The sequence below is a fragment of the Paraburkholderia sp. MM6662-R1 genome (genome assembly GCF_050436245.1).
GTDB classification, from domain to species: Bacteria; Pseudomonadota; Gammaproteobacteria; order Burkholderiales; family Burkholderiaceae; genus Paraburkholderia; species Paraburkholderia tuberum.
The window spans coordinates 2,783,726-2,806,215 of sequence record NZ_JBNDLV010000001.1 but is presented as its reverse complement, the minus strand read 5'-3'; the positions used below and the strand labels follow the sequence as shown (position 1 = coordinate 2,806,215).

The 22,490-nt window shown below is 57.6% G+C and carries 21 protein-coding genes and 1 pseudogene; 10 read left to right on the top strand and 12 right to left on the bottom strand.

Annotated elements, in window-relative coordinates; translation table 11 throughout:
* Nucleotides 1–2: 2 nt before the first annotated feature.
* The gene (locus tag OKW39_RS13200; RefSeq protein WP_090802597.1) at nt 3–1,238 is read right to left on the bottom strand and encodes an alkaline phosphatase family protein; all 1,236 of its coding nucleotides are present in this window, start codon (nt 1,236–1,238) and stop codon (nt 3–5) included.
* Nucleotides 1,239–1,477: 239 nt separating this feature from the next.
* Between OKW39_RS13200 and OKW39_RS13195 the strand changes: the two genes are divergently transcribed.
* Entirely contained in the window at nt 1,478–1,738 is a 261-nt protein-coding gene (locus OKW39_RS13195) for a DUF6723 family protein (RefSeq protein WP_429562854.1), read from the top strand.
* Between the two features lie 51 nt (nt 1,739–1,789).
* Here the strand turns inward: OKW39_RS13195 and OKW39_RS13190 are convergent, their stop codons facing one another.
* From OKW39_RS13190 to OKW39_RS13150, 9 genes and pseudogenes are all read right to left on the bottom strand, one after another.
* Complete coding sequence (locus tag OKW39_RS13190) at nt 1,790–2,389, bottom strand: rhomboid family intramembrane serine protease (protein ID WP_429562853.1); 600 nt, start codon at nt 2,387–2,389, stop codon at nt 1,790–1,792.
* Between the two features lie 361 nt (nt 2,390–2,750).
* Nucleotides 2,751–3,314 (bottom strand): hypothetical protein, encoded by a 564-nt coding sequence (locus OKW39_RS13185; RefSeq protein WP_429562852.1) that lies wholly within the window; start codon nt 3,312–3,314, stop codon nt 2,751–2,753.
* A 97-nt stretch (nt 3,315–3,411) separates the two neighbouring features.
* Complete coding sequence (locus tag OKW39_RS13180) at nt 3,412–4,239, bottom strand: hypothetical protein (protein ID WP_429562851.1); 828 nt, start codon at nt 4,237–4,239, stop codon at nt 3,412–3,414.
* 69 nt (nt 4,240–4,308) lie between these two features.
* Nucleotides 4,309–5,538, bottom strand: a complete 1,230-nt coding sequence (locus OKW39_RS13175; protein WP_429562555.1) for an ISL3 family transposase — start codon at nt 5,536–5,538, stop codon at nt 4,309–4,311.
* Between the two features lie 69 nt (nt 5,539–5,607).
* On the bottom strand, nt 5,608–7,221 hold the full coding sequence (locus OKW39_RS13170) for a hypothetical protein (RefSeq protein WP_429562850.1): 1,614 nt from the start codon (nt 7,219–7,221) through the stop codon (nt 5,608–5,610).
* 66 nt (nt 7,222–7,287) lie between these two features.
* Nucleotides 7,288–8,334, bottom strand: a complete 1,047-nt coding sequence (locus OKW39_RS13165; RefSeq protein ID WP_429562849.1) for a hypothetical protein — start codon at nt 8,332–8,334, stop codon at nt 7,288–7,290.
* Between the two features lie 14 nt (nt 8,335–8,348).
* A complete protein-coding gene (locus OKW39_RS13160) occupies nt 8,349–9,281 on the bottom strand; it encodes a hypothetical protein (protein ID WP_429562848.1) in 933 nt (310 codons plus the stop codon).
* A 590-nt stretch (nt 9,282–9,871) separates the two neighbouring features.
* The gene (locus tag OKW39_RS13155) at nt 9,872–10,111 is read right to left on the bottom strand and encodes a hypothetical protein (RefSeq protein ID WP_429562847.1); all 240 of its coding nucleotides are present in this window, start codon (nt 10,109–10,111) and stop codon (nt 9,872–9,874) included.
* A 144-nt stretch (nt 10,112–10,255) separates the two neighbouring features.
* Nucleotides 10,256–10,375: pseudogene (locus OKW39_RS13150) on the bottom strand (TnsD family Tn7-like transposition protein); the annotation flags it as partial.
* A gap of 2,102 nt (nt 10,376–12,477) precedes the next feature.
* On the opposite strand from OKW39_RS13150, the gene OKW39_RS13145 reads away from it, so the two are divergent.
* From OKW39_RS13145 to OKW39_RS13115, 7 genes are all read left to right on the top strand, one after another.
* Nucleotides 12,478–12,987, top strand: coding sequence for a DUF6471 domain-containing protein (locus OKW39_RS13145; protein WP_429562846.1), 510 nt, complete (start codon nt 12,478–12,480; stop codon nt 12,985–12,987).
* Nucleotides 12,988–13,699: 712 nt separating this feature from the next.
* Complete coding sequence (locus OKW39_RS13140) at nt 13,700–13,966, top strand: BPSL0761 family protein (protein ID WP_429562845.1); 267 nt, start codon at nt 13,700–13,702, stop codon at nt 13,964–13,966.
* Nucleotides 13,967–14,073: 107 nt separating this feature from the next.
* Nucleotides 14,074–14,610 carry a hypothetical protein gene (locus OKW39_RS13135; RefSeq protein ID WP_429562844.1) on the top strand — a complete coding sequence of 179 codons (537 nt, stop codon included), beginning with the start codon at nt 14,074–14,076 and terminating at the stop codon, nt 14,608–14,610.
* A 51-nt stretch (nt 14,611–14,661) separates the two neighbouring features.
* Nucleotides 14,662–15,045, top strand: a complete 384-nt coding sequence (locus OKW39_RS13130; RefSeq protein WP_429562843.1) for a hypothetical protein — start codon at nt 14,662–14,664, stop codon at nt 15,043–15,045.
* A gap of 92 nt (nt 15,046–15,137) precedes the next feature.
* On the top strand, nt 15,138–15,536 hold the full coding sequence (locus tag OKW39_RS13125) for a helix-turn-helix domain-containing protein (protein WP_429562842.1): 399 nt from the start codon (nt 15,138–15,140) through the stop codon (nt 15,534–15,536).
* Between the two features lie 262 nt (nt 15,537–15,798).
* The gene (locus tag OKW39_RS13120) at nt 15,799–16,434 is read left to right on the top strand and encodes an RNA 2'-phosphotransferase (RefSeq protein ID WP_429562841.1); all 636 of its coding nucleotides are present in this window, start codon (nt 15,799–15,801) and stop codon (nt 16,432–16,434) included.
* A gap of 644 nt (nt 16,435–17,078) precedes the next feature.
* Entirely contained in the window at nt 17,079–17,276 is a 198-nt protein-coding gene (locus tag OKW39_RS13115; protein WP_429562840.1) for a hypothetical protein, read from the top strand.
* 1,510 nt (nt 17,277–18,786) lie between these two features.
* Here the strand turns inward: OKW39_RS13115 and OKW39_RS13110 are convergent.
* Entirely contained in the window at nt 18,787–19,254 is a 468-nt protein-coding gene (locus tag OKW39_RS13110) for a hypothetical protein (RefSeq protein WP_429551350.1), read from the bottom strand.
* Between the two features lie 1,438 nt (nt 19,255–20,692).
* On the opposite strand from OKW39_RS13110, the gene OKW39_RS13105 reads away from it, so the two are divergent.
* Nucleotides 20,693–21,271: a phasin family protein gene (locus OKW39_RS13105; RefSeq protein ID WP_429562839.1), complete on the top strand. Its 579-nt coding sequence runs from the start codon at nt 20,693–20,695 to the stop codon at nt 21,269–21,271.
* Between the two features lie 292 nt (nt 21,272–21,563).
* Nucleotides 21,564–21,869 carry a hypothetical protein gene (locus tag OKW39_RS13100; RefSeq protein WP_429562838.1) on the top strand — a complete coding sequence of 102 codons (306 nt, stop codon included), beginning with the start codon at nt 21,564–21,566 and terminating at the stop codon, nt 21,867–21,869.
* Nucleotides 21,870–21,920: 51 nt separating this feature from the next.
* Here OKW39_RS13100 and OKW39_RS13095 read toward each other — a convergent pair whose 3' ends face one another.
* Nucleotides 21,921–22,394: a PRC-barrel domain-containing protein gene (locus OKW39_RS13095; protein WP_429562837.1), complete on the bottom strand. Its 474-nt coding sequence runs from the start codon at nt 22,392–22,394 to the stop codon at nt 21,921–21,923.
* Between the last annotated feature and the right edge of the window lie 96 nt (nt 22,395–22,490).

Genomic DNA, 22,490 nt, shown 5'->3' with positions numbered 1-22,490 from the left:
TTTTACAGGTTCGTGAAGATGTCGCTGCCGAACCCCACCAGACCGGCCTGTCCCGCATAACCAAGGTGGTCGAGCTGGAAAATGTCCTCGATGCTCTTCAGCATCGAATAGTGGTTGTACGGCACCGTGGACACCGTACCCGGCTTGATGAACTTCGAGATCATCACAGCGCCGGTCTGGTCGCCGCCGTAGCTCGACTTGGTCAGGTTGATCGTGATGCCGTTATAGGCGAGCGACGAAGTCTCCGGGAACGACGGCAGGTTCGGCCCGGGTTGCTGGCTACAGCAGGTCGTGCCGGCAAATATCAGATCCTCGCCCGACGCGGACTGCGTGACCGTCGCGTAGCTGCTTTCGTCGAAGTTGATGATCAGCAGGCCATCCTTCTGGAACGCCGGCGATGCGGTGATGATCGGCACCCACTTCTGCAGGAACGTGTTCGCGCTCGTCAGGCCGCCCGGCTGGCCGTTCACGCAAGGTGCGTCGTGGCCGTCGTCGCACAGGTTCGGCGTGATCAGGTTGAAGTTCGCCGTGGTCGAGACCGATTGCAGATCGTTCTGCAGGTTATTCAGATTGACGACGTGCTGTCCGCAGTCCGGCGAATCGATGATCGAGTGGAAGTACATGAACGGATTGTGGCGCGTCGCATACTGGTCGCCGAGCGGCACGGCCGCGCTCGGCGCTTCGGCCGACTGCGTGAGGTCCGTCGTGTTCAGCGTCGGATGGCCGCAGGTGGCCGCTTCGCGCGACGGATCGTTGCCCATGTCGCCTTCATAGCCCTTCCACGTATAGCCCGCTGCCTTCAGCTGGTCCGGCAACGTCTTCACGCTCGCCGGATACACACAGCCCGAGCCGATCGCCTGGCCATCGGACGTCATGCCGGTCAGCTTGAAGTCCTGATAGGTCATGCAGTCGTTGTCGGTCTCGTTGGTCGGCGACTGGCCGCTGATCATCGAGATGTAGTTGTCGAGACTCACGTGGCCCGTGCCGTAGTACTGCTGCACGAGCGCGCCTTGCGATGCCAGTGTTTGCGCGAGATACGGCGCTTTGGTGTTGGCGCCGAATGTGGTCGCGTAGTTTTCGTTTTCGAGCGTGATCACGAAGACGTGGCGAATCTGCTGCTGTCCGGTCAGTTGCAGCCCGCCGGACGAAGAAGACGAGCCGCAGGCGGCCACGATCAAAGCGATTAAAGCCGCGCAAGCGGCCATGATGAGTGCGCGTAGCCCAATGCGGTGTGACATGTTCGTGGCCCTCTGTTGCTGTCTCTTTGTTGCCCTGTCGGGAATGCGGTTTTATTTGCGGGCAGACTTTATGGAGCGCCTATGACATTGCCGTGAAAGTTGACGTTAGTTCACCGATAAAACCATTGGCGAACCAGCGGGTTGCCGACTCGATTCACGCTTCGCGCCGATTTGAGACAATGCGCGTCGGCCGCGCGCATCGTTGCATGCCGCCTCAACGAACAACCGATGTTTCAGCTATGAGCAAGACCGCGTTTATTCCCAGCGTCCCCGGCACGTCGGAGGACGACTTCGAGATTTCGGCGAGCGCGAAAATGGCCGGCTACCGGCGCTTCTTCGGCGTATTGACGGTGGTGCGCACGACCGACGGCCGCGTGCTGTTTCCATTCGATGGCGCGCCCGAACTGGGCCCACACGCGAGCCGACTCGAAGCGCTCGCGGCCGCGCAGGTGTATGGCGAACACATCGTCGCGAGCGATCTGGCGCGGCCGGAGTTGTAGGATTCGTCGATCACCCGGCGATATGCCGATAGGCGAAAAAATACAGGTGGGTCAGCGCACGCGTACCCGGTTTGCCGCGCCGGCCCCCGCACGCGCGGCGAGCACACCACCGAGCACGCCGCCGACATGGCTCTGCCACGACACATCCGGATAGATCGGCAGTACGCCGAACAGCAGGCTCAGACCGTAGCTGCTGACGACGACCAGGGCCACGAGGATCGACACGAGATTGCGCGTGTAGTAACCACGCGCAACCAGGTGACCCGCATAGCCGAACACCAGCCCGCTCGCGCCGATATGCACCGAATACGGCGCGCCGAATAGCCACGCGCAAAGACCGGCGCCGAGCATCGCGCCGATGGTCGCGCGCCAGAAGCCGGCGATATCCGGCCACGTACACAGCCAGCCGAGTACGACGAGCCCGCTCGTGTTGGCGGCGATGTGTCCGACGCTCGCATGCAGCCACGGCGCGAACAGGATGCCCTGCAAGCCGTCGAGCGAAGGCGGCACGACGCCGTGTTCGTTCAGATGCAGGAACGGCAACGCAACCGACAGAAAGAACACCGCCCACATCGAACCGACGAACAGCCCGATTAGCACGACGCGTGACTTCAGCTTTTCGGTGAGCGTGTTGGGAGATGAGGTCTTCATGATGACGAGGCCACATGGATGTCGACAGAGGGTAGTCGATGTGGCGTCGTCACGTCGAGGCATCGTTGCACGACAGATGCCGATGGTGTTTCGTCCGCCGGACCGCATGGCGGCGCGGCTGATTGCGTGAGCTTGCGGCCCTAGCCACTTCTATTAGTTTCACTTAAGCGGCGAAGTTTCACTTAAGCCGAGTCTTTTTTTCCGCAAAATCAACGACTTAAGATTCGGCCTGCCTGTAGCACCTCGATGCTCCTTGTTAGCGCGGCTCGTTCCTTTTGACATGGCGTCCCTGACGCGAACTTCTAATAGTTTCACTTAAGCTCGGTGTGGGGAAGCCGGCATCGCTTCCCAAGACCGTTTGTCACACAGCCCTCTGCACCAGCCGGCGCTTCCGGTACACCACCTTCACCTGATTGAATTGCGCGGTGGCCGCCGCACCGGCCGAGTCGCCAAGCTCTATCCTCCCGGTCAGCCCTCGGCTTCCGCCATCGTCAACAACGGCACGACCACCCACCTGCCCGCGGAATTCCTCGGGCAGCGATTGCTCGTCTATCAGGTTGACATTCCGAGCCGATAACCGACAGGCGTCGAGAATCTCGAGAGCATACGCACCGCTTATCTGCATCCCAGTCGCCAGCACCTCGGTTTGAACTCTTCGACGTTCGCGCAGTTGCGACTCGCTGAGTTCGTGGTCCCAGACAGTGGGACGTACGTCATTCGACAGATGTGCTTCGCGTATGGCCCAGTAGTTTTGGTAGCCGAAAATCCGGGCAGCGAGGTTGTATGCGTTACTCAAGTGCAATGCTTCCTTACCGAACATCTTCCGGAGCTTTTTTCCTTGCCTCTTGACCGACTCAAGTGTAGGCGGGAAGAAGAATGCCGTTTTGTCGGACGATGAAGGTCGATTACGGTCTGCTGCAGCCATGTCAGACTCCTTATCTGTGATGGCGACGCGGCTTCGTGCGCCAAGAGTAAGAGTACGGAGCGATGTCACCACCGCTCCGAGAAGTGACGCAACCAAGTCACGGTCGTGCGATGCGGCTTTGCGATTGGGCAATCGCCAGCAGCCGAGCTTCGAGGTCGCTGTCGTATGCCTGTTCGGCCATTGACCCATGAAACGACTCGAAGAAGATGCTCACGCTCTCTTCGACGATGGTCTCCACAGAGGCGATGTCGTTCTGCTGGTCGCCCGAACTGCCATGTGCCGCTCGGAGGTCTGCAAGCCTCCGTGCCTCCCGTCGAGCCTGTCCGTCTTCCCGAGCCTGTTTGGGGGTAGGACCGTGGAACGCAGTGACCGCCGAGGCTTGCCGAGCTTTTTCGACTTTAGCAATCTTCTTATGCGGTTTATCTTGCAGCCGACTTCGGCTGCGGCTTGCTTTCGGCTCCGCTTTCACCGCCTGAGTTCTGTCGTCGAAGTTGCGCAGTTCCAACTGCTTCCAAGTCATAGCGCCTAACATGAACTTGTCTTCCTCGACCATCTCGAGCTCGCCAATCTTTCCATCATCCGCGCGCCACTGTAGGCGCTTGGCGTACGGGCCAACCCGTTTGAACTCGATTGAGAGCGTGCCGCGCGTCTTCGCCTTCTTGCCCATATGCCTGTCATAGAGCGCATCGAGCTCATCCGAGCGCCAACGCCTGCCGAGGTATCTAATCTTGCCACCGCGCACGCTCGCTGTTCGCCAAGGTATGAACCTGAGCCAAATGTCAAAGGGATTCCATTCACGCCGCTGGTCGCCAGCGCGGTTCTCCGGACGCTGGTAGTAGTTCCAGAGCGAATATGGATGTATCCGGACTCCCTTTTCCCGCATTGCTTCGCTGCGCAGATGACGCTTGTTCGCATAGAGGTTCACGTGTTGTATCGCCATCAGAAGGAACGTCTCTAATTGTGGCTCTTTTAAAAACTCAGTGGGTAATGCGGCTCACGAGGCATGCGGATTGAGTGCTGAGAAGTCGAGCTTGCCCGCGATGAGAAACAGCACGGTGCGCATGGTCTTGAAGCTGGCGTATCCCCGTGCCTTGCGTTTGGCGGCCTGAAACAGGCCGTTGATCGCTTCGATGAATCCGTTGGTCTGACGCGTCTGCGCCCACGCGATGATGCCGTCGAAATGACGACGGATCATGCGCGCGACGTCCTTCATGGGTTCGACTTTCGAGCGCATGACGTTGCCGCACCACCGGCGAAGCATTTTGGAGACGACGTGGATCTGTTTGCGATCGAGAATCTCGCGCAGCTGCTCGCGGTACATCCACGCACGCGCGGTGCGGTTGGTGGTGTACTGGCTGATCAGGGCCTCGAGATCGGTCAGTTGTGCGAGATCGAGCTTCCCGGCATCCTTGAGCAGCGACCAGCGCATACCCTTCAGCGACGGATCGGTTTTCTGCTGCGCGCGGCGCACGCCATCAAGCGCTTTGGACGCGTGCGCGACGACGTGAAACTTGTCGAAGGTCACCCGCGCATCGGGCAGATGCTCCTCGACGCCCTTGATGAAGGCGGGCGACATGTCGATGCTGACCGACTCGATCTGCGCAGGCGTTGCGTTGTGTTCCTCCAGGTGCCGGGCAAAGCGTTCGACAACGCCGGCATCTTTGCCTGGCGTGACGAAGACCACACGCCGCCCGTCCATGTCGGCGACCAGCGAAACATAGTCGTGGCCACGCCGGCACGAAGTCTCGTCAATAGCCACCGCAGTGACTTCGGACAGGTCAGTCGCGGCCACGGCCAGGTCCACGTAACGGTCACAGATGGCTTTCACCCGATGCCACGACAGGTTCACCACGCGTGCCACCGCGGCAAATGTCATCTCCCGGCACAGCGCCAGCACGAGTGCTTCAAACAGCAGCGTAAAGCCGTCCAGCTTGCCCATCCAGTCGGGTTCGATCAGGCGCACCGAGCCGTCCGGCAGACGTACCCGCGGCACCCGGACCTCCAGATAGCACTCATGTTGAAAGAAGTTGAGGTGCCGCAGCCGCTTGATCTGGGTGTCGTGAGCCGGGTGTTCGCCCGCCACACCGGGATATGGAAAGCGCGTACCCGCGACAAAGTCCACGGCAATGGTCAGCTCACGCCGCGCGGCATCGAAATCGACGCCTTGCACGTACCACGGCGCCTTGATCCCCAAGGCGGCTTCAAACAGTTGGGTCTGGTTCATCGGTTCACGTTGTCTTGCAGGGCTGGTTGCCGCATTCTGCCGCAACCAGCCCTGTCCCAGCTTACTTCTTCAACGCGCGTCAAGTATTCGCTTCGCCGGGCTGACGCCCGTACTTGACCCGCCAAACCAGCCACTCGGATTTTGAAAGAGGCCTAATTGTTCGGCCGTAATGGCCTCGTCGTCCCTTTTGATGCGTCGCATTTCGCGCGAAAAGATGTCTCTCTGTCGCGAAAAAGCTCCTTTCAATTCAAGAAAGAGATGCACCATCACGTTGTTCAGACTCTCCCCAACTGGCTTCAAGTCACCCCTGGCTGGCGGAGCGACAAATTGCGTGAGGCGCATTTCTTCGCAGGCGGTCTGGATGACCTCCTTCGTCATACCGGCATTGTCGTAATAGACAGCGTCGATGTTTCCGTGCAGCAGGCCTCGAGTGTTTGTTAAGCCCAGCTGCTGGGCACGTTCGGCCTTTGGCATATAGACCGATGCGATACATCTGCGAAATGACTCGGCTCTTTCATGCCGCATCTCAATCTCGTAGCCCACGACCGCTCCGGTACGCCGCGACACAGCAAACATGATTGTCACGAAAACGTTCTGAGGCTTGCCAGCAATCATCGCAACTATTGGAATTTTGGCGATGAAACCGTCGACGTCGACTACTTCGAGGTTGAAGCCGAATGTCATCCAGCTCGCCTGGCCCGTTCTTGACCTCGCGTATTGTTCAGTTAAACGGGGTCCAAGTCTTTTCTTCTCCGCATCGTTTTGCTCAAGGAGATGCTCTCTGCAGTGGTACAAGAACCGATGCTCGCCAGGAAGTAGTCGTGCGGGGTAGCGCCCGTATTGCGTCTTAACCATGTTGGCATACGTCATGGGCAGCGACTGCTTTTCGCCGATATGGAACTCAACAATTGCCGAGACAAACTTAACGATGTCCGACGGTCGAATAGGACCACGTCGTTGGCGGGATTCTTCTCCAGTTATTTTCGACCTCATCACGTCCTGCTCTTCTTGAAACGTTCGAGGTCCAGGCCGCCTGACGTTGACACCAACACGAGAAACCTGGGGTCTCCCTTGGCGCTGCGTCAGCCTCGCCATCGCGCGCTCCACTCCGCCGAAGTACACATAGCGGTAGAACAGCTCGAGAACATAAGTCTGGTACCCAGGAGGCTGCCTCAAGTTCTCGCAGACATAGGTCAACGCGGCAGCCCGCTCGCTCCGGTCCGTTTGAATGAATGGATTGAAGAGACGCCGATTGCGGCCTTCATAGTCAATGTCTACAAAACAGAAGGATTCGACGAGGGATTTCCGGCGCTCAGAACCCGCAAGGCTCGACTTTGGCAGTTCCTTGCTGAGGTCAGATAGCTCGACAGGAGTGATTGTGTCCTGAATCGGGTAAGCATCTTCCAGTGCAGCATTAGGGTTGGGTAACTCCCAGTTCTCCCACTTCCCCACCCCGGTCGGTGTAGAGTCTGCAACAATTTTTAGGACGTGCATAAGGCGGCTCTGCGGGTCCCACGCGACTGCCCGGTAGGCCACGCCGTCGGGGTCACGCGCACGGCGAAACAGCGCAAATCGAAAGAGGTTCCCTGGCCAGCCGTTAAGGTAATGATGGTCGAGTATCCGCCGGCCGAGCATTGTGTCGGTGACATTGCGCACCGGGGGTGCGAAATCTGGGTCTGACATTTGCATTCTCCGAGGAGTGGTAACGCCAGGCATCCTGTTGCAAAGAACAGCATGCCTGGAATTTGCTCAGCGAATCAGGGCGATGGGTTCATGGAGCTTGAGACGCTTGCTGTGGTCGAGCGTAATGAATCCGTACGCGACGGCAACAGCAAAGAGCCTGAACCCCTCATCGGGCTCAATGCGCAATCGCTTTGCGATACGGCTGACGACCGAGAGCATCTTTCCCTTCGCGCTGCTGTGTTTCAAGCAGCGAGCGAAAATGCGCGCGGATTCGTAAGAGGAGGGAGCGTCCGTGTGACGCATGAAAGAGAGCAGCAACATACAGTTTTCAACTTCGATGCGCGGAATATCGTTGGCGCGAATGAGTTCCCAGGTCCAACCCCGCGCTGACATCGCCCTCCGTTCCTTTTGTTCACGTACGCGGTCCTTTGGTGAAGGCTCGTAGCCTGCGTGTTTTACTGAGATGGCGTGATAACGAAGGGTATTGCTGTTGGGGTGTATGTAGGTCACGACAAGGTCAATCGTCATTACCTGGCTTCTCTGCATGCGCTGCCCAGATGCGTTTGCACGCCAAAAGTCCCTCGGGTCGTAGACCGGATACTGTTCGCGTAAATCAACTACGTAAGGGTTGAACATATGGGCGATTTGTACAGCGAGCTCGCCCATCGACAGCATTTCGAAACGTCTGCGAAATTTCACGCCCAGCATCGTCGCCCTGGTGCCTATTGACATCGGCGTACGAGCTTCGAGGATGGGTTCATATTTCTCACCTGTCGGCCATCCGTAATCGTCGACCGGCGGCAGCATAACGTTGGGGGGCGTCTCAAACGGCAGGGGCAAATCACGAAGGTGAAAGTCCTTGGCCTTGCTTCTATCGTCAACCAGCCGAGAGCGCGACTTGACGACGACCTGCTCCCTCCCAAGCTCGATTGGAACGAAGGACAAACATGTCACGTCCGGTCCGCGCTCGAATCTGGCATAGCGCTTGCCGCCTTTGAGCGCAACACGCGTGACATCCGTGTCACGAAGTGCGTGCGCACTGACTTTCGGTGGCATGGATTTGTGACCAGGGGTACGGCGAGTGGGATGAGAGCCATCGCGATGTTGCATCATGATTCTTTCTCCTATTACTGGACCGACGTCACGCCGGTCACGGGTTGAACAAAAGAAAAATCCTCCTGCTTGGTCTCCCGCTTTTGTTGCGTTCTTTTGACGCGCGACCCCGGCCCAGATGCACCACCAAGCCGGCGTCGCCACGCGGTGCGGTCCTCAACAAACGCCTCCAATGCGGCTTTCGTGCGCGGTAGATGCTTTTGCAAATTGCCGACATCTCCCGCGTGCTCGTGGCCTTGTGTTAGAACTGGACGGGTAATCGGCTTCGGAAATCCATCTTCAATGAGAGCCTTGGCACGGGCAAGAACATGAGAGTGTAAGGAGCGGTCAATTTTTTCGTAGTCCTTAGTCTCTCGGCTATGCGAAAATTCCGGCACGTCGATTCCGGCCTCACGAAGCTTCGATTTACTGGTAATCCGACCATGTGAGCGACGCAACGATTTGACTATTTCTGTGTGGTTCTTATTCGGATGCACCTGGCGCGCCTGCGCATACTTCACGCAGAATTCTGAAAAGAGCCTTTCTTCGTGTTTGCTGGCCCATTTCTTAAATTTTAGTGTTGCTGTAGACGGTGTCCGAGAAGGCTTTTCGTTTTGAATCATCTTGGAGTCCGTTGGAGAGGGATTGTTGGTCAACCACTTTTCGAAATTCAGCCACGTGCCATGCATCAGCGAGAGCAGTCCGATGCATTGAACAGGGTTAGCGTAGACTCGCCTTCCCATCAGGAGGTCGCTTAGGGAAGACTTGTCTGCGAGAACTCTTGTTCGTTGCAGCAACGAACGCATTGAATGTTCATTCAGCAACTCTGCTATGCGCGCGAGGTGCGGACGATTGTCAAGTATCAGTCCCAGTTCACTTGCTTTTCGGGAAATGGCCCAAGAGACCGCATCGCGCCGGATGTCTGGCCGATAGTCGGGATTCAAGAGGAGCGTTGAAATTCGATGCATCTCGATTTCCCCCTCTTCTTCGCTGCTGGATAAGCCAGCAGTCCCGTAGAGAGGCCGGAGGCGGCAGCCGCAGTGTTTGTTTGGACTCGAACTTCGCTCCGGATACTGTTTGAAATACTCGCGGCAGTTTCCACATGCACTCTCCAGAGGCCGTTTATGTCCGGAGCAATACCGCAAGCCCGCGACCAAGTTCCTACGATTCCAGAAGGGAGTGCCACATGGAGCGAGGTCGACTTTCACGCATTCTGGGCACGACGCCAGTACAGGGGTGGCCCATCCGCTGCCTTGCCCATTCATCCCAATCAAAGCCAGGATGCCACCCTTGTACTCAGTCTTGCAGTGGGCCAGATACACGTCGATGTCTCGCGGTGTCATGACTCGCGTCTGCAGTGGCAAATGCGTGTTCGTTCTCGACACCTGCTCGAACGTTCCGATTAAGTCGCGGAAGGGGGCAATGAGCGCATCGAGGCCGCTCGGTGCAAACCACCCTGAGGTCCGAATCTCATGCGGTGTCAATGCTCCTATCCTCGTGAAGTACGTCGATAACATCTCTTCCGGAGGCAGAGACGTTTGTAGCAGCGGCGCATACATCATGGGAGTACCTCCAGGTCCGGAAGGCCGCAGCGAGAAAGTTGACGTTCTACTGTCGCCGTTCTGAGTCCCGCCGCTCGAGCAATAACGGTGGCTGCAGCAGAGAAGCTGAGGCCGAAATCGTTCACGGCGGTCTGAATTCGGCGCGAGTGAAATACTTCTTTGTTGGCCGGCGTGACTGCCATAGCACCAACGCCACCGAACTGCGCGACGGCGCGATTGAAGGCGGCCTCGCTCATCCCGTGTGCGACGCGCATCTGATAAGCGGATGGCAATGGAGCGCGACCATATGCGGAGTATCGAGGGTCGGCGCGTTCGCTGTAGATAGCGTCTCGGACGCATCGTGGCAAAGGTCGAACTCCTCGGCTACGAAAACGCGCGGCGCGCTGCGGCTGATGCTCAACAAGCCAATCACGGTCGTGGCGGTAGAGCCACGCCCATAACGCGGTTGCCTTCATTCGAAGCTGCCTAACGCTACTGGTTCTCGGGTGACCTCGATTGATGTGGAGTTCGGCGCAGCATCGGTTGTCCGCACAATGGCGGTCGCAGTCGTCGTCTCCATTATTTGCCCCCGCTTAATGGGGCTGGAACAGTTGCCGCGCTATACATGCGACGACGACTGCAAATCGACGCCTGCTGTGAGAGGTGCCTGCCCGGCGCGAAGCATCCGATGCTAAGACGACCTGGGAAAAAAGCCGGTTCGGAGCCACCAATCCATTTGTCTGATTTACACGGTCGAGTGACCGGGCGGCTAAAGTCTGTAATGGTCTGAGCGCAGAAGTCGGGTGATGAATGCGGCGAATTCATTGAATTCCTCATATGATAGGCAGCCATATATCTCCGTTCTGGTTTAAAAACCATTTTTCGGAGAGCGAGCGTTGACATTGGCGCTATCATTTGAGAAACTACGCGCGTGTTAGGGGCGCAGCGTCTTTTTGATAACGCGCAACGGGATAAGTGGGACGGCTGCTACCGTCCCATTTTTCTTTTCTGGTCAGTTCAACGCGTCCCGACCAATTCAATTAGGCGGTTACTCCATATTTCTCCTTGTCAGATTATCTCGACGGGTGAAAGCCACCGCATCTACGGCTTTATGCGCGAGCGCTCTCCTCGACGAGAGTCGATATAAATGCAACTCGAACCAATCGGCCGTGGCTGTCCCTCCGCCAGACTAATGACGAATCATCGGCCAGGCGGAAGATTGGAGAGCGAGTGTCGAAGGCGCTAGCGCACTGGTCTCAGTGCATCTGGGTCGCCGAGCGAGCGCTGGCGGGGAATGACCGGGCCACGAGGGCCGAGAAAGCAGATGGTCGACGGCTGACAACATGAGCAGTTCCTCACGCTCCACTCAGCAGTGGCGCGCAGTCGGTTGAGTTGACGCCTCTCAATCGGGAGTCTCATCGCCATACGGCGACAGAACTCCCCAAAGAGAGACTCCAGCGGCCAAGCCATAAACGGCTGCCACGTACTCTGCAAGACAGCGAGCCATTTCAACTGACTCACAATCTCACCTGCTACAACTACTACTGCAACTTCTACTGCAACTTCTATTACTGCAACTCCCATCCTTCAGTTCGACTTGTACAACCCGGCCTCTGATTACGTTTTTGTTACCAACCAGACACCTGCGAACATAGTAGCCACGAATTGCTACCCGTCAATAGTTTTTCATTCAAAAACGTGTTTTTTTCTTTGAATTGGTCTTGGAGTTGACGGAAAGGCCATTTATATTCAATACAATTCGTCAGACAGAATAATTATCAAGCGTATTTGCGCTTTAGCCATTTGAATATATATTCAGACAGAAAAAATCAAGTAATAGGCATTTTACAGGTTTAAACCTATATTAACGTATAGCACTAAATCGGCTTTACTGTTCCGCGCGCTATTGTGTTGGCAAACCTTATTGCGTGAGCAGTTCTTGTAATCGGTTCCAGTCTTCACGCGTCGCAGCCCACAGTCCCTTTGGGACGATGACGGTTCGGTCTCTAAGCGGCACTGGGACACAGCGGGCGTCTTGCTCCAACACGGCTAGTTGGTCCGGCTGCCTTCGTTCAACGTCCGCAGAGAGCAAAGTACACCTGCCTGTTTGACGTCCGAATCTACATCGGCGGATAAACCGATTGCCTGGAAAGGTAGCGCCGACGATGCGGCCACGAAGCGCGCTCGGGAAGAGTTGCACGATGGCACGGAAGCCGAGCTGAACTATCAGGCCTGAGTTGAGCACAATCGCGAATTGTTCATTGTGCGCAAGTAGGTCTTCGAGCCGTTCGACGTGTTCGCCCTCCTTCAGCGAGCGAGGCGCTGCATCCGAGATTCGGCACGAATTGGCGACGCTGGGAACGAGGACACCCTCGACCGTGACGTAGAGAATAGACCGCGGGGCCATCTGGACCCCCTTTCGCAAGTACGCGTGTAAGCGCGCCAGAGCTGGCGATATACTCCGTGAGGAGCCTCGAAGTTATCTCCAACAGGTAGGGCTTGCCGCTTCGTCCGGCTCTAGTGCTTCTGTTGAGCCCCGCAGTTAAGTGCGAAATATTTCGCACTTAAGGGTAGTCCATTGGTTTCGAAACGCAAGAACTTTTTACTGTGCGCGAACTTTCTTATGAGTGAAGCAGACACTCCTTGGGCTCGCCTTGCATCACGGGTTACCCGTGTAGCACTCGCTCGAAAAGACTACACCTACGGGTCTTTGGTCGAGGCATTGACCAACGACGGTGAGACTGGCGGAGACAGGGCCATCGTTTCGCGTATCTCACGCGGGACGCTCAGGTTGAGCCTTTTCCTTCACATCTTGTCGGTCACGGGAGCGCGTGTTCCAGAACGATGGGTCGATGCACTCCGTAGCAGAAAAGATTGGGATGCCAGAGCCAGCGCCGTAACACGGGCCGAGATGTCCAGCCAGCCGCCAGAACTTGCAAGAGACCTCACCACGAGCTTGTCGAGACTAGGCACGGTGATGGCGGCGAAGACCTTGGACACGCAAATCCAGAATGGCTCGCTCCCGCTCAGTCTCTTTCTTCAGTTGCTGTACCTGCTGAACTCAAACTCGCTCGAAAGATTCATAGACCAGGACGACCTCGCTGAGGCAGCGAGAAGTACAGTTCGGACGTGAGCAGCCCGCTTTGCCGCCGGAGGGTTGCAGATTTTCGTTGGTGTACTAGACTGAATGTATGCGAAAAATTTCGCACTTCCGCAAGACCACATCAAGCAGAATTCCAGCTGGTCTACGTCGTGTTACAGCCTTGGATGACAAGTGCGGGTCCATGGCCATCAACATCGAGAGTCAATGACGTTCTTCGCTTCGTAGACGTCCCATTGCCAGTCGCAGCGCATGTTTTCGGCCGAGGTTGCCGAGGTCTGAATTCGCTCACCGACTTCCAATCACCGATACCTGACGAACTGCCTGGCTTGGTCAGCAGTGGCATCTACATCGTTGATGCTGACTCTGATGAACGCGGCCGTATGTCTGCGTTGACCTCTCGGCGGTCAAAAACGGAGGCTGTTATGCCTGTCTGGAGTGTTCCCGACGTCAGCACTGAACCCGATATATCCATTTCTGACTGGCAAATCTTCAAGACAGAAAATGGCTCAAGACACTTTGTGGGCAACAACGTTCGCGACTACACAGGGCGAGTCAGCACTGCGATTCGGAAGTTCGACCTTACCCTACGGCGTGGCGTCACCTCTTCTGGTCGCGTCTATCAGCTGGTCGGCCCTCGAGGTTGCTCAGCAGACGGTCGATACATCTGGGAGCGTTGGTGCGCGGTCAATGGGATAACTTCATACACCGACGTGACTACCGATTTGCTCGTGGAGGGAAAGATATGACAACGCCAGCGGAACGTACGAAAGCTGTGGTCGATGCGCGGGATTTTCTACAGATGCTGAGCAATGCAGAAGAAGTCACGATTCGGGGTCTAGTGCAATCAGTCGCGATTGGCCTTCTCAGGCACTACCCTTCGAACGTCGACCTGGACGCATCAGCGTCCGCGCTTCCAGGGCTCTGGGCACATCCGATTGTCGAGCGACCTGAAGAACTCACAGCATGCACTCGCGTGGTTCAGTTGTTCGCAACACGGACTGACGAATAGCGTATCGAGGTAGGAAGACCATGCCGCGCCATCCGAACAGCTCAACAAGTGAACCTCCGTCCCAAGATGCCCGCGTGTTACAGATTTTGCGGAGCGCTGCGGTCGCAGTGACCCTGTTCGACCCTGTGGGGGCTCAAGCGCTTCTTGAAATTCCGGCTGCGGAACTCGGCCGCCGTTTCAAACTTGCGCTTGTTCGAGTTGCCGGCCTAGCCACCGTGTTAAACCTGGACCTGAGTTCAAATCGTGACGGAAGCGCTCCCCGGCGGAAGGAGCCTGATTCAACTCGACGGAAGTTGACGCCAGCATCCCTGGTTGCCAAAGCAAAACTAATACACGAGTCTGACTTTCGTGCAGCCATGGGTATCACAGACCAAAGGCTTAGCAAGGACGTCGCTGCTCGGCGCATCTTCAGTGTGGACGTCGGCGGTGAACCGTATTTCCCGACTTTTTTCCTGGTTGAGCAAATCCGCCGAAAGGACTTAGCCAAGGTTGTGCGAACGCTCGGTGACTTGACAGGTTGGAGCAAGTGGAATTTTTTCACAACGCCCACCTGGGCGCTGGGCGACCTGACACCGTTGCAAGCACTCTTCTATGGTGACAGGAAGCAAGTGTTACGCGCCGCTGCAGAATTCGTTAAACGCTGAGGAATTCCGTCGTCGGAAACCGCCTGAGGCAGTTATGCACCGATAGAGGCCATGGACGCAATCTGGCAATTCGCTCTCAGGAATCAGGCCTTGCTGGTCGTGCCGGCATGCGGATTCGTCCTCGCGCTGCTCGTGTTGCGCGTCAAGAAGAGGTATGTGAATGAGGGAATCTTGTTTCGACGCTCGCCACGTCAGCGCGACGACAGCGCCGCCAAATCGACTGAAGAAGATGAAATGAAACCAGATAGGGCATTCGACCTCGAAATTGCGCTTCGCAAGCTTCACGAATTGGGCTTGGCGGACGGGGACTTAGGATATGCCTACTGGTATGAGGTCGGACAGCTACTGAAACGAGCGGCCGGCATGCAAGCACAAATTGACGCACTCAGCAAGGAACTGGAGCAGTTGCGCGCCACGCAGCAGAAAATGGATTGAAGCGAACGCAACGCCGCAGCGGCTGCGAGCTAGCCCCGTTGAACGTTACTCAGGCGCGTAGGGATGGTTGTTTTGAGAGAAGGTGAGCCACAATGTCGACGAACGCGAAGATTTCACCGCCATCCGAAGCCGACGCGATGGCACTCGCTCATAAGCGTCTGGAAGAAATGTTTCAGAATCTGGGCTCCCGTGTACCTGCCGAGGTTCAACGGGAACTCTCCATCGGCGTGGACGCAATAATCGGCGAGATTCTGAGCCTGCACTTCTCGCGGCGGGCTGACGCCGACGATTTCATGTCCACCGCCGACGCTGCGAAGCTGCTATTCGTTTCCCGTCCACATGTGGTGAAGCTGCTCGAGCAAGGAAAACTCAAGCTTCACCACAAAACGGGGAACAACCGATTCGTGATGAAGGCGTCAGTGCTGGACTATCAGGCCGACCGGCGTGCTGCGGCAAAAGCCTACCAAGCTTCAACAGCTGACGAGGAATGAGCCGAATGCGACCAGCTGGGCCGAACGCCAGGTTAGATGGCAAACGCTCACACGCGACTGTGCTCAAGGAGGCGTCGGCGTTTTTCAACGATAAGTGGTCGAGACACTACGGTATTTTTGGCGAACCACCGCTGGCGCCACGGGAAACCATGGCAACGCTATTCCCGATTCTTTTGCCTTAGGCTGTCAGAACAGAACTGTTTGGGGATTCGTAGCTTGGTTCCACTGCTAGTTCGGGACACTCCCGCGGACACATATCTACATGAACATGAAAGCCGATTCGCAGCTCCCAACCGACCACGTCGCGGTTAGCAGACTTCTCTCGAAGATTCTGCGCCACGAACCCGAGATAGTCGGTATCCGTCTCGACGGCCAAGGCTGGGTATCTATTGATGAGCTGATACGCGCAATCGAACGTGCCGCGCGTAACGGGGGCGCCACGAAGCGACTAAGAACACTGCCAACAATCACCAAAGACATCATACAGGCGGTCGTGGCCACAAACGAGAAACGGCGCTTTTCGCTATCTCCGGATGGCCTGCGGATACGCGCGGCGCAGGGTCACTCAATAGCCGTGGACCTTGGATATGCCGATATGGAACCGGCTACTGTTCTTTATCACGGCACCGCCTGGAGCAACTGGGAGAGTATCTCGGATGAAGGGTTGACGCCTCGGACCAGGCACGCCGTCCATCTAAGCACAGACGTAGACACGGCGACGCGGGTCGGTGCTCGCCACGGTCCGCCATTGGTACTGGTGGTCGATGCCGCACAGATGCATGCGGACGGCCACGAATTCACTCGTTCGGATAATGGGGTGTGGCTTACTGCGCTCGTGCCGGCGGCATACCTCGCTCCTTTTGGGTCCTGGTTCCATGGGCGTGGGCCGAAACCATGAATGTGTGTGCTCGCGTCAAATACATCACGACCCAACGCATGCAAAAGCGCAAGCTGAGTCGTCAACGCGCGAAGGAGCTACTACTCGCTGACGCCGTTTCTGGCCTCAGCAATGCGAAGACCGGGCGCGTAATTAGCGAGGCCGAGTTTCGCCGACGCTTTCGACGATGAAGGACCTACCTACATCGTGCGCCGCCTTTTTCGCCGCGAGGCTTGATGGCTCAGAGAGCGGCAGCGTCATACACGGATGTCATGCGGCGCCCCCTCGACGGGGCCTCGAATTGCTGAGGTACACAGCGTTGACGGAAGCTAGCGCAGCGTTGACACGCGCGACGGGACTCGTGGGCTTCCTTTGCTGCCCACTTTCAGAAACCTAGATGACAACGCTCAAGAACGTACGAAAGCTGTTGTTGTTGAGACTGGCGAGTTTCTGCGAATGCTCGTCGTGTCGGACAGTCTCGCAATCTCACCACAAGTCAAGGACCTCGCCAACAAGCCGCTCCGGCGGACAGGTAGTTTGTCCCCATTGCCTTCGCATGCCAGGTTATCAGTCCACTCGTGCCAGCGACGAGCAGATTGATGTGCGACACCTCTTCGTGACTGACTGAGCTCACGGAAGGCGTCGTCGCAGGTGCCGAAAAAATCTTGACGAAGGATGGTTCGGCATACGTCGCGATTGTCGACGCCCGAAAGCTGAATTACTACCACGCTCTCGAAGCCGAGCACGGTCGGCTCGTCCTGTTGCATGATGCCGAGGAGGGTCTCAAGGCCGCGCTTGCGGACAAGGTGCAGTCCGAAGAAGAATTCCAGAAATCACTGCGGCGTTTTTCTCCCGGGAAGTGAAGCGGGTCGATTTCGCGGAGTTCGAAAGGCTTGGGTTTTGTTTTGGAGGTGCATGATGGGCTCAATTATTCGCACCGGTCGACACGGGCTGCCGGTGCACAGTTTCCGTATCCTTCTTTGAGGGCAGCGCCGGTAACTTCGACGTGAGCCACCGCTGCCCCTGAAAGTGCAAGCGCGGTGGCTCCAAGGCCTAATGAAAGCGTCAGGTGTCTCGCTTAAACCTTGCCGAGTGCTGCATTCGAGCTGCATTAGCGTGCGGTGAGTGTGCAGGAGAGGGGGCTGCCGCGCCAGAGTGCGCATGAACGACCTCAAGGTATTCCAGCGGAACCCGCTCAAGCCGTTCAGGCCGCCGCTCACCATCCACCGGGAATTCGACGCTTACGTGCTTTCCCGTGGGCTCATGCGCTATGACCTGCCCGACCCGACCTCGAAACCGGCTTGCCGAACGGTCGTCGAGTGCACTCAGGCGAGCAGCAGTGAATATCACGGAAACCTTTTTTCTTATCTGGGACACAAGAAGCTCCTTAATTCCATTGTTCAGAGGATAGGAAACAGGCGTAGGTAACGCAAGGAAAAAAGAGGTCCCCACCCAAGCCGCTTTGGCATACGGCGGCTCTCGTGAGGGTGACTTCTGCCTCCGCCGCCAAGGTACCGGTAGCACCAAGCGTTGCTGTAGGCACGGCAAAGCAAAAGAAATCGACAGTCCGCTGCACTGCAGGCCGCCGCGGAGCGCCAGCTATGCGAAGGGGCGTTGTGAGGGCGGCATTTTCGGATACGGAATGAGCGTCCGTTGTCTGTTGTATCGCCTGCCTGCCGTTGCAAAGCGACGAATCAGCGGCCCTAGGCACGGGCCTTGCGGCACTTCGTTCGTCAGCGGCAGTCGCTTTCACGACATCCCCTCTTCGGAGGTGAACCATGAAACTTAACAATAGGACGTTTTGCGCTTCGGCCCTCGTGATGGCGCTGGCGGCAATCACATACGTGCACGCGGGCGGCACTGCTGGCGGGACGTTAAGACCGGGGGTCGGTTCGATGACAGCCCCGAACGACAGTGGATACGGTTCGCCGAATGTTGCGCGCGGTGGCGTCGGTGCGATGCAGAGCAGCCCTCCGACCGGACGTTCTAACCGCGGGAAGGCCAATGGCCTGAATATGGGTACCCGTAGCGGCGCGAACAGCGACGTGAACAGACCACGGTACGGCCCAAAAGAAAACAGCCAGTAGTGGTAACAGCGGACTGCACGCGGCGTTAACATCGCGACAGGCTCACTCGACAAGCAACTAGCGCATGCCTGCAGGCTCGGTGAACGCGTGGACCAGTCGACGGCTCCGTCCCGCGGAAGAGTCGTCAAATTTGTCGCCGGTTCGTTTCACGAGACAGACCTCGTCGTTGACGATGATGTCGCCAAGGCTGAGCCGGGGCGCGCTGTTGACCTTGAGTCTGGCAGAAACGTCGCGACGGCATCGGTCAGGTCGTCGGCTTTGGTTCGGGACAAGGCCCGCCCTTCCGCTAGCCGGGCGCATCCCGCTCCGCGGGCGACGCGACCCCGACTGGACTCTTTTCCTCCGCGGCGTCGTGCAACGGCTCGGCCCACGCGTCCCTTCTCATCTGGGGAAACCCGGTCCCAAACCACTTCACCTTCTTCTGCATGTGAGCGACGTACGCCTTCCAGCCGTCAGGGTTGCCGTCAATGAGGTCATGCTGAACGGTTGACGCGAGCGCATTGCGGTTGAGTTCAGTATCGAGCAGCTCCTTTGGCCACAGGAAGAACGCACTAGCGACGCGTGCGCTGAACTCGCCCACTGTCATCTTCCGCGCAAGTGCGCGGAGGAACTCAAAGTCCTGTAACAAATCCTGTTCCTTCGCAAGCTCCACTACCAGCGCATCCGGCCGACCGGTCCCGGCTAAACAGCTCAAAACTTCGAGCATGTCCCCGAGGTGCAGCAGCGGTTCGCGTCGGTCAAATCGGTCGTCCACTGCAGCTATCTCCTCTCGTTGCGTGCCTGGCTGGAAACGGTCTGTTCCGGCGCAACACCGCGCCTCGGCGACTCCTGTCCCGGCGCGTCTTCGTCAACCATTGCGTCATCGTCCTCTGACTGCACGAGTGGGGGAGCGCTGTCAGGCACAGGTGAGCCAGAGGCGTTCGGGGCGTCTCCAGGCCGTTCATCTTTATCATCGTCGCGGCGCATGTCGCGCGTCTGTCCCTTTCGTTGATTCGTCATGGTTTCCTCCTGAGGGAGGCAACGACCCGATGTGATGGGTCTGCCTGTGCGACTATCTGACAGGCGGCGGCAGCTTCGGCTTGGCCGCCCGGGTGACTTTGCTGACAGTGAGTCCGGGTTCAACTGCATGCTCACATCGCGGGGAAATCGCGGACCAATGTCAGCGGTGCATCATCCGCCTCGCGGCCGACAACCTCTCACCAAGGCGCAAACCCCATTCAATTCCGCACGTTATTTCTACCGTTTCTCGTGTCCCTCCAGGATGCTGAGCAGCTTTTCCAGCTTGATACGTTGGGCAAGCCCGAGCCCCGGCGTTGCGTGAATTTCGTGAAGACGACGTCGCCAATAGGTCTGGGCAAATATCGAGTGCGTCCCGTCCGCCGCCAGCGCTTTTTCTAGATTTGAAATCTCTGCGTCTGCGTGCCGGAGAGCGTGCCGGTTTGAGGCGCTCAGGCCCCATCGACGAGTTCCCCTACTCATGTCGGCCTCCATCGCGAACTATGCTTCATGCTCCGTAGCGCAAAAGAAGTGCCAGGCCGACACTCTTTCCGTGCATCGCCTCCAAGTCGACGAGGTATATCTTTTGCGCCTTAAGTTTATCTTGGACCCATCACGCCACAAGGGTGACGGTTTATGAAGGTCATTCTGTCCCGCGAACGAGTGCGAGCGTTTGCGTGGACTGCACAGGTTCGGCATCTCCGACACGCCAACGGAGTCGTCGTTTGATGCCATAACGCGCCTGGCGGCACTGTCGTTGCGTGCTCCGATGGCGCTCATCATCGACGAAAAACCGATAGTGGCGCCAGTCCGCCTAGGCAATGCAGCCACTCTCCGAATTGACACAGAATACTGCGAGCGAACCGTCGCGTGCATCCTGCAAGAAGGGGGCGCTCCTGTGCACAGGAGCGTCGACCTCCATCACGTACCGCGCTGAGTCTTTCGCCAGATTGGATGCTAGGTCGGTACGTGTCGTTCGTGGGTAAGGGAAGCTGTCTCGCCGTGCATCGTCGTGCATAACTGGGGCCTTGTGTGATGGCGCGCCGCTGTATGCAACGCAAAGCACAAGCTGACGTTGCACGCGTTCCCGGGACCAAGCCTTGCTGCACCGCTGATTCCTGCCCTGTGGCGTGTCGTTCAGATTCCTTCAAGTGGCTTCACGGACCACTCGCCACGTTACCCAGATGGAGGTTGCAATGAGCAGTCTTTCCAGCAAACAGGCGGTGGCTTCGCAGAGAGCCAGTTTGGAAACCGTGTCCGATGTATGGACCAAGGCATTCGGCTGCATCGAAAAGCTGACTGAGCTGAACCTGCGGGCGGCTAAATCGACGCTCTCCGAAAATCAGGCAATCATCAGCACGGCGTTGTCAGCCAACGACCCGCAGGAGCTGTTCGCATTGCTGGCAAAGCGCGCGCAAGCCGCCATGGAAGAAGCACAGTCCTACTGGCGGCATGTGTACAACATCATGTTCAGTGCACAGGCCGAACTGGCCGGGAGCGCCGAGGGCCAATTCAGGCAGCAACAGCAGAATACGCAAGCGTTTGTCGATACGGTCGCAAGCAATGCACCGATGGGAAGCGAACCCGCTATGAACGCGTTGCAATCAGCTGTTAGGTCCGCCAGCGAGACGACGAGCGCAACGATTGAAGCCGGAAAAAAGGCCGCTGCACAGACACTGGAGATTGCCGGAAACAACGTTGACGCAGCAGCTTCCGCCTCAAACAGGGCGACCAGACAGGCCGTTGAACAAGTCACGGCTGGCACAAAAAAATAAGTGTTAATTGACGTGCGGTGTCAATGCCGGAAACGGCTTGACTCTCATGCCTTCGGCCCCGGTGTTCACATCGGAACAGTCGCGCATGGGCGGCGTGGGCACCGCGTTTGGGCGTGAGCGTCCGGAGCCCGTTGGCGGCTTCAGTCGCTGGGTGTAAAGAATCCCCTGTCGCAGCTCGCTAGCGTGTTCGTGCGATATACGTCCGATAACGCAATCCAGCGCATGAGCCCTCAGCATCGCGACGAGATATTCCGGGTGCCCGTCCTGCAGTGCTGGCCAGGGCGGCACCGGAATGGGCACGCCGAACGCGAGTGGCGCGACGGACACGATGTCTGGCGCGTCCGGCTCTAACACGATGGGTCACTCTGGCAGCAAGTCGAAAAAGCAGATGCAGAAAAAAGGGGCGGTGGGCTCGCCGGCCTCCAGTAGTGAAATGAAAAAACCTACTAGGGGTGAGTTCCGGCAGTACGCCCACCATGACGCTTTCGCCGTCTTCGCGGCGAGCGCGATACAGATTGCAGTGGCGATTATTCGCGCGCGTCTGGTGGTTAAGGAAAGCAATGCGCCTATGCCACCGAAGCAAGCCATAGTGGCATAGGCGCTGGAGCGGCAGAGAAGCCCTCCGCCCTGGACCGCTTACCGCTAGTGTTTAATGCTCGCTCGGCCGGAAAGCTGGGTCACTTTCCACCACCTCCTGGGTCGCGGACCAGTACGGCTGCCGGTTGTAGTAGCTGTATGTTGACTCTCCCCATTTCGCATCTGCCATGGCGGGCCAGTGGTCCTTGTCGAAGCCCGGGTCCTCCTTGAGGCGCTGGGCCGTGATGTCGACGAAGAAACACTTCTGGTCCGTATCGAGGGTCAGCGCACTCCATGGGATGGCATGCAGGTTAGACCCCATCCCAAGGAAACCGCCTTCAGACAGCACTGCATAGGCGATGCGTCCGTTGCGGACATCAAGCATGATGTCTGAAATCTTTCCCACGTGTTCGCCGTCTGAAGACATCACCTTGGTCCGGTCGAGCGTCGCGGCAGCCATGACGTCTGGTCCCGGTCCTTCGCCAACGCCACCGCCCACGATATTCGCTCCGCCTCGGGCAGCACCTTGCGGGTTGATTGAGCCCATGATTCACCTCCATCGAAAATGGTGCCTCCGTAACGAGCAAGCAGCATACCTCCGCAGGCGGGTGCCGACGCGAACTTCGGTACATGGCGCCCTCAA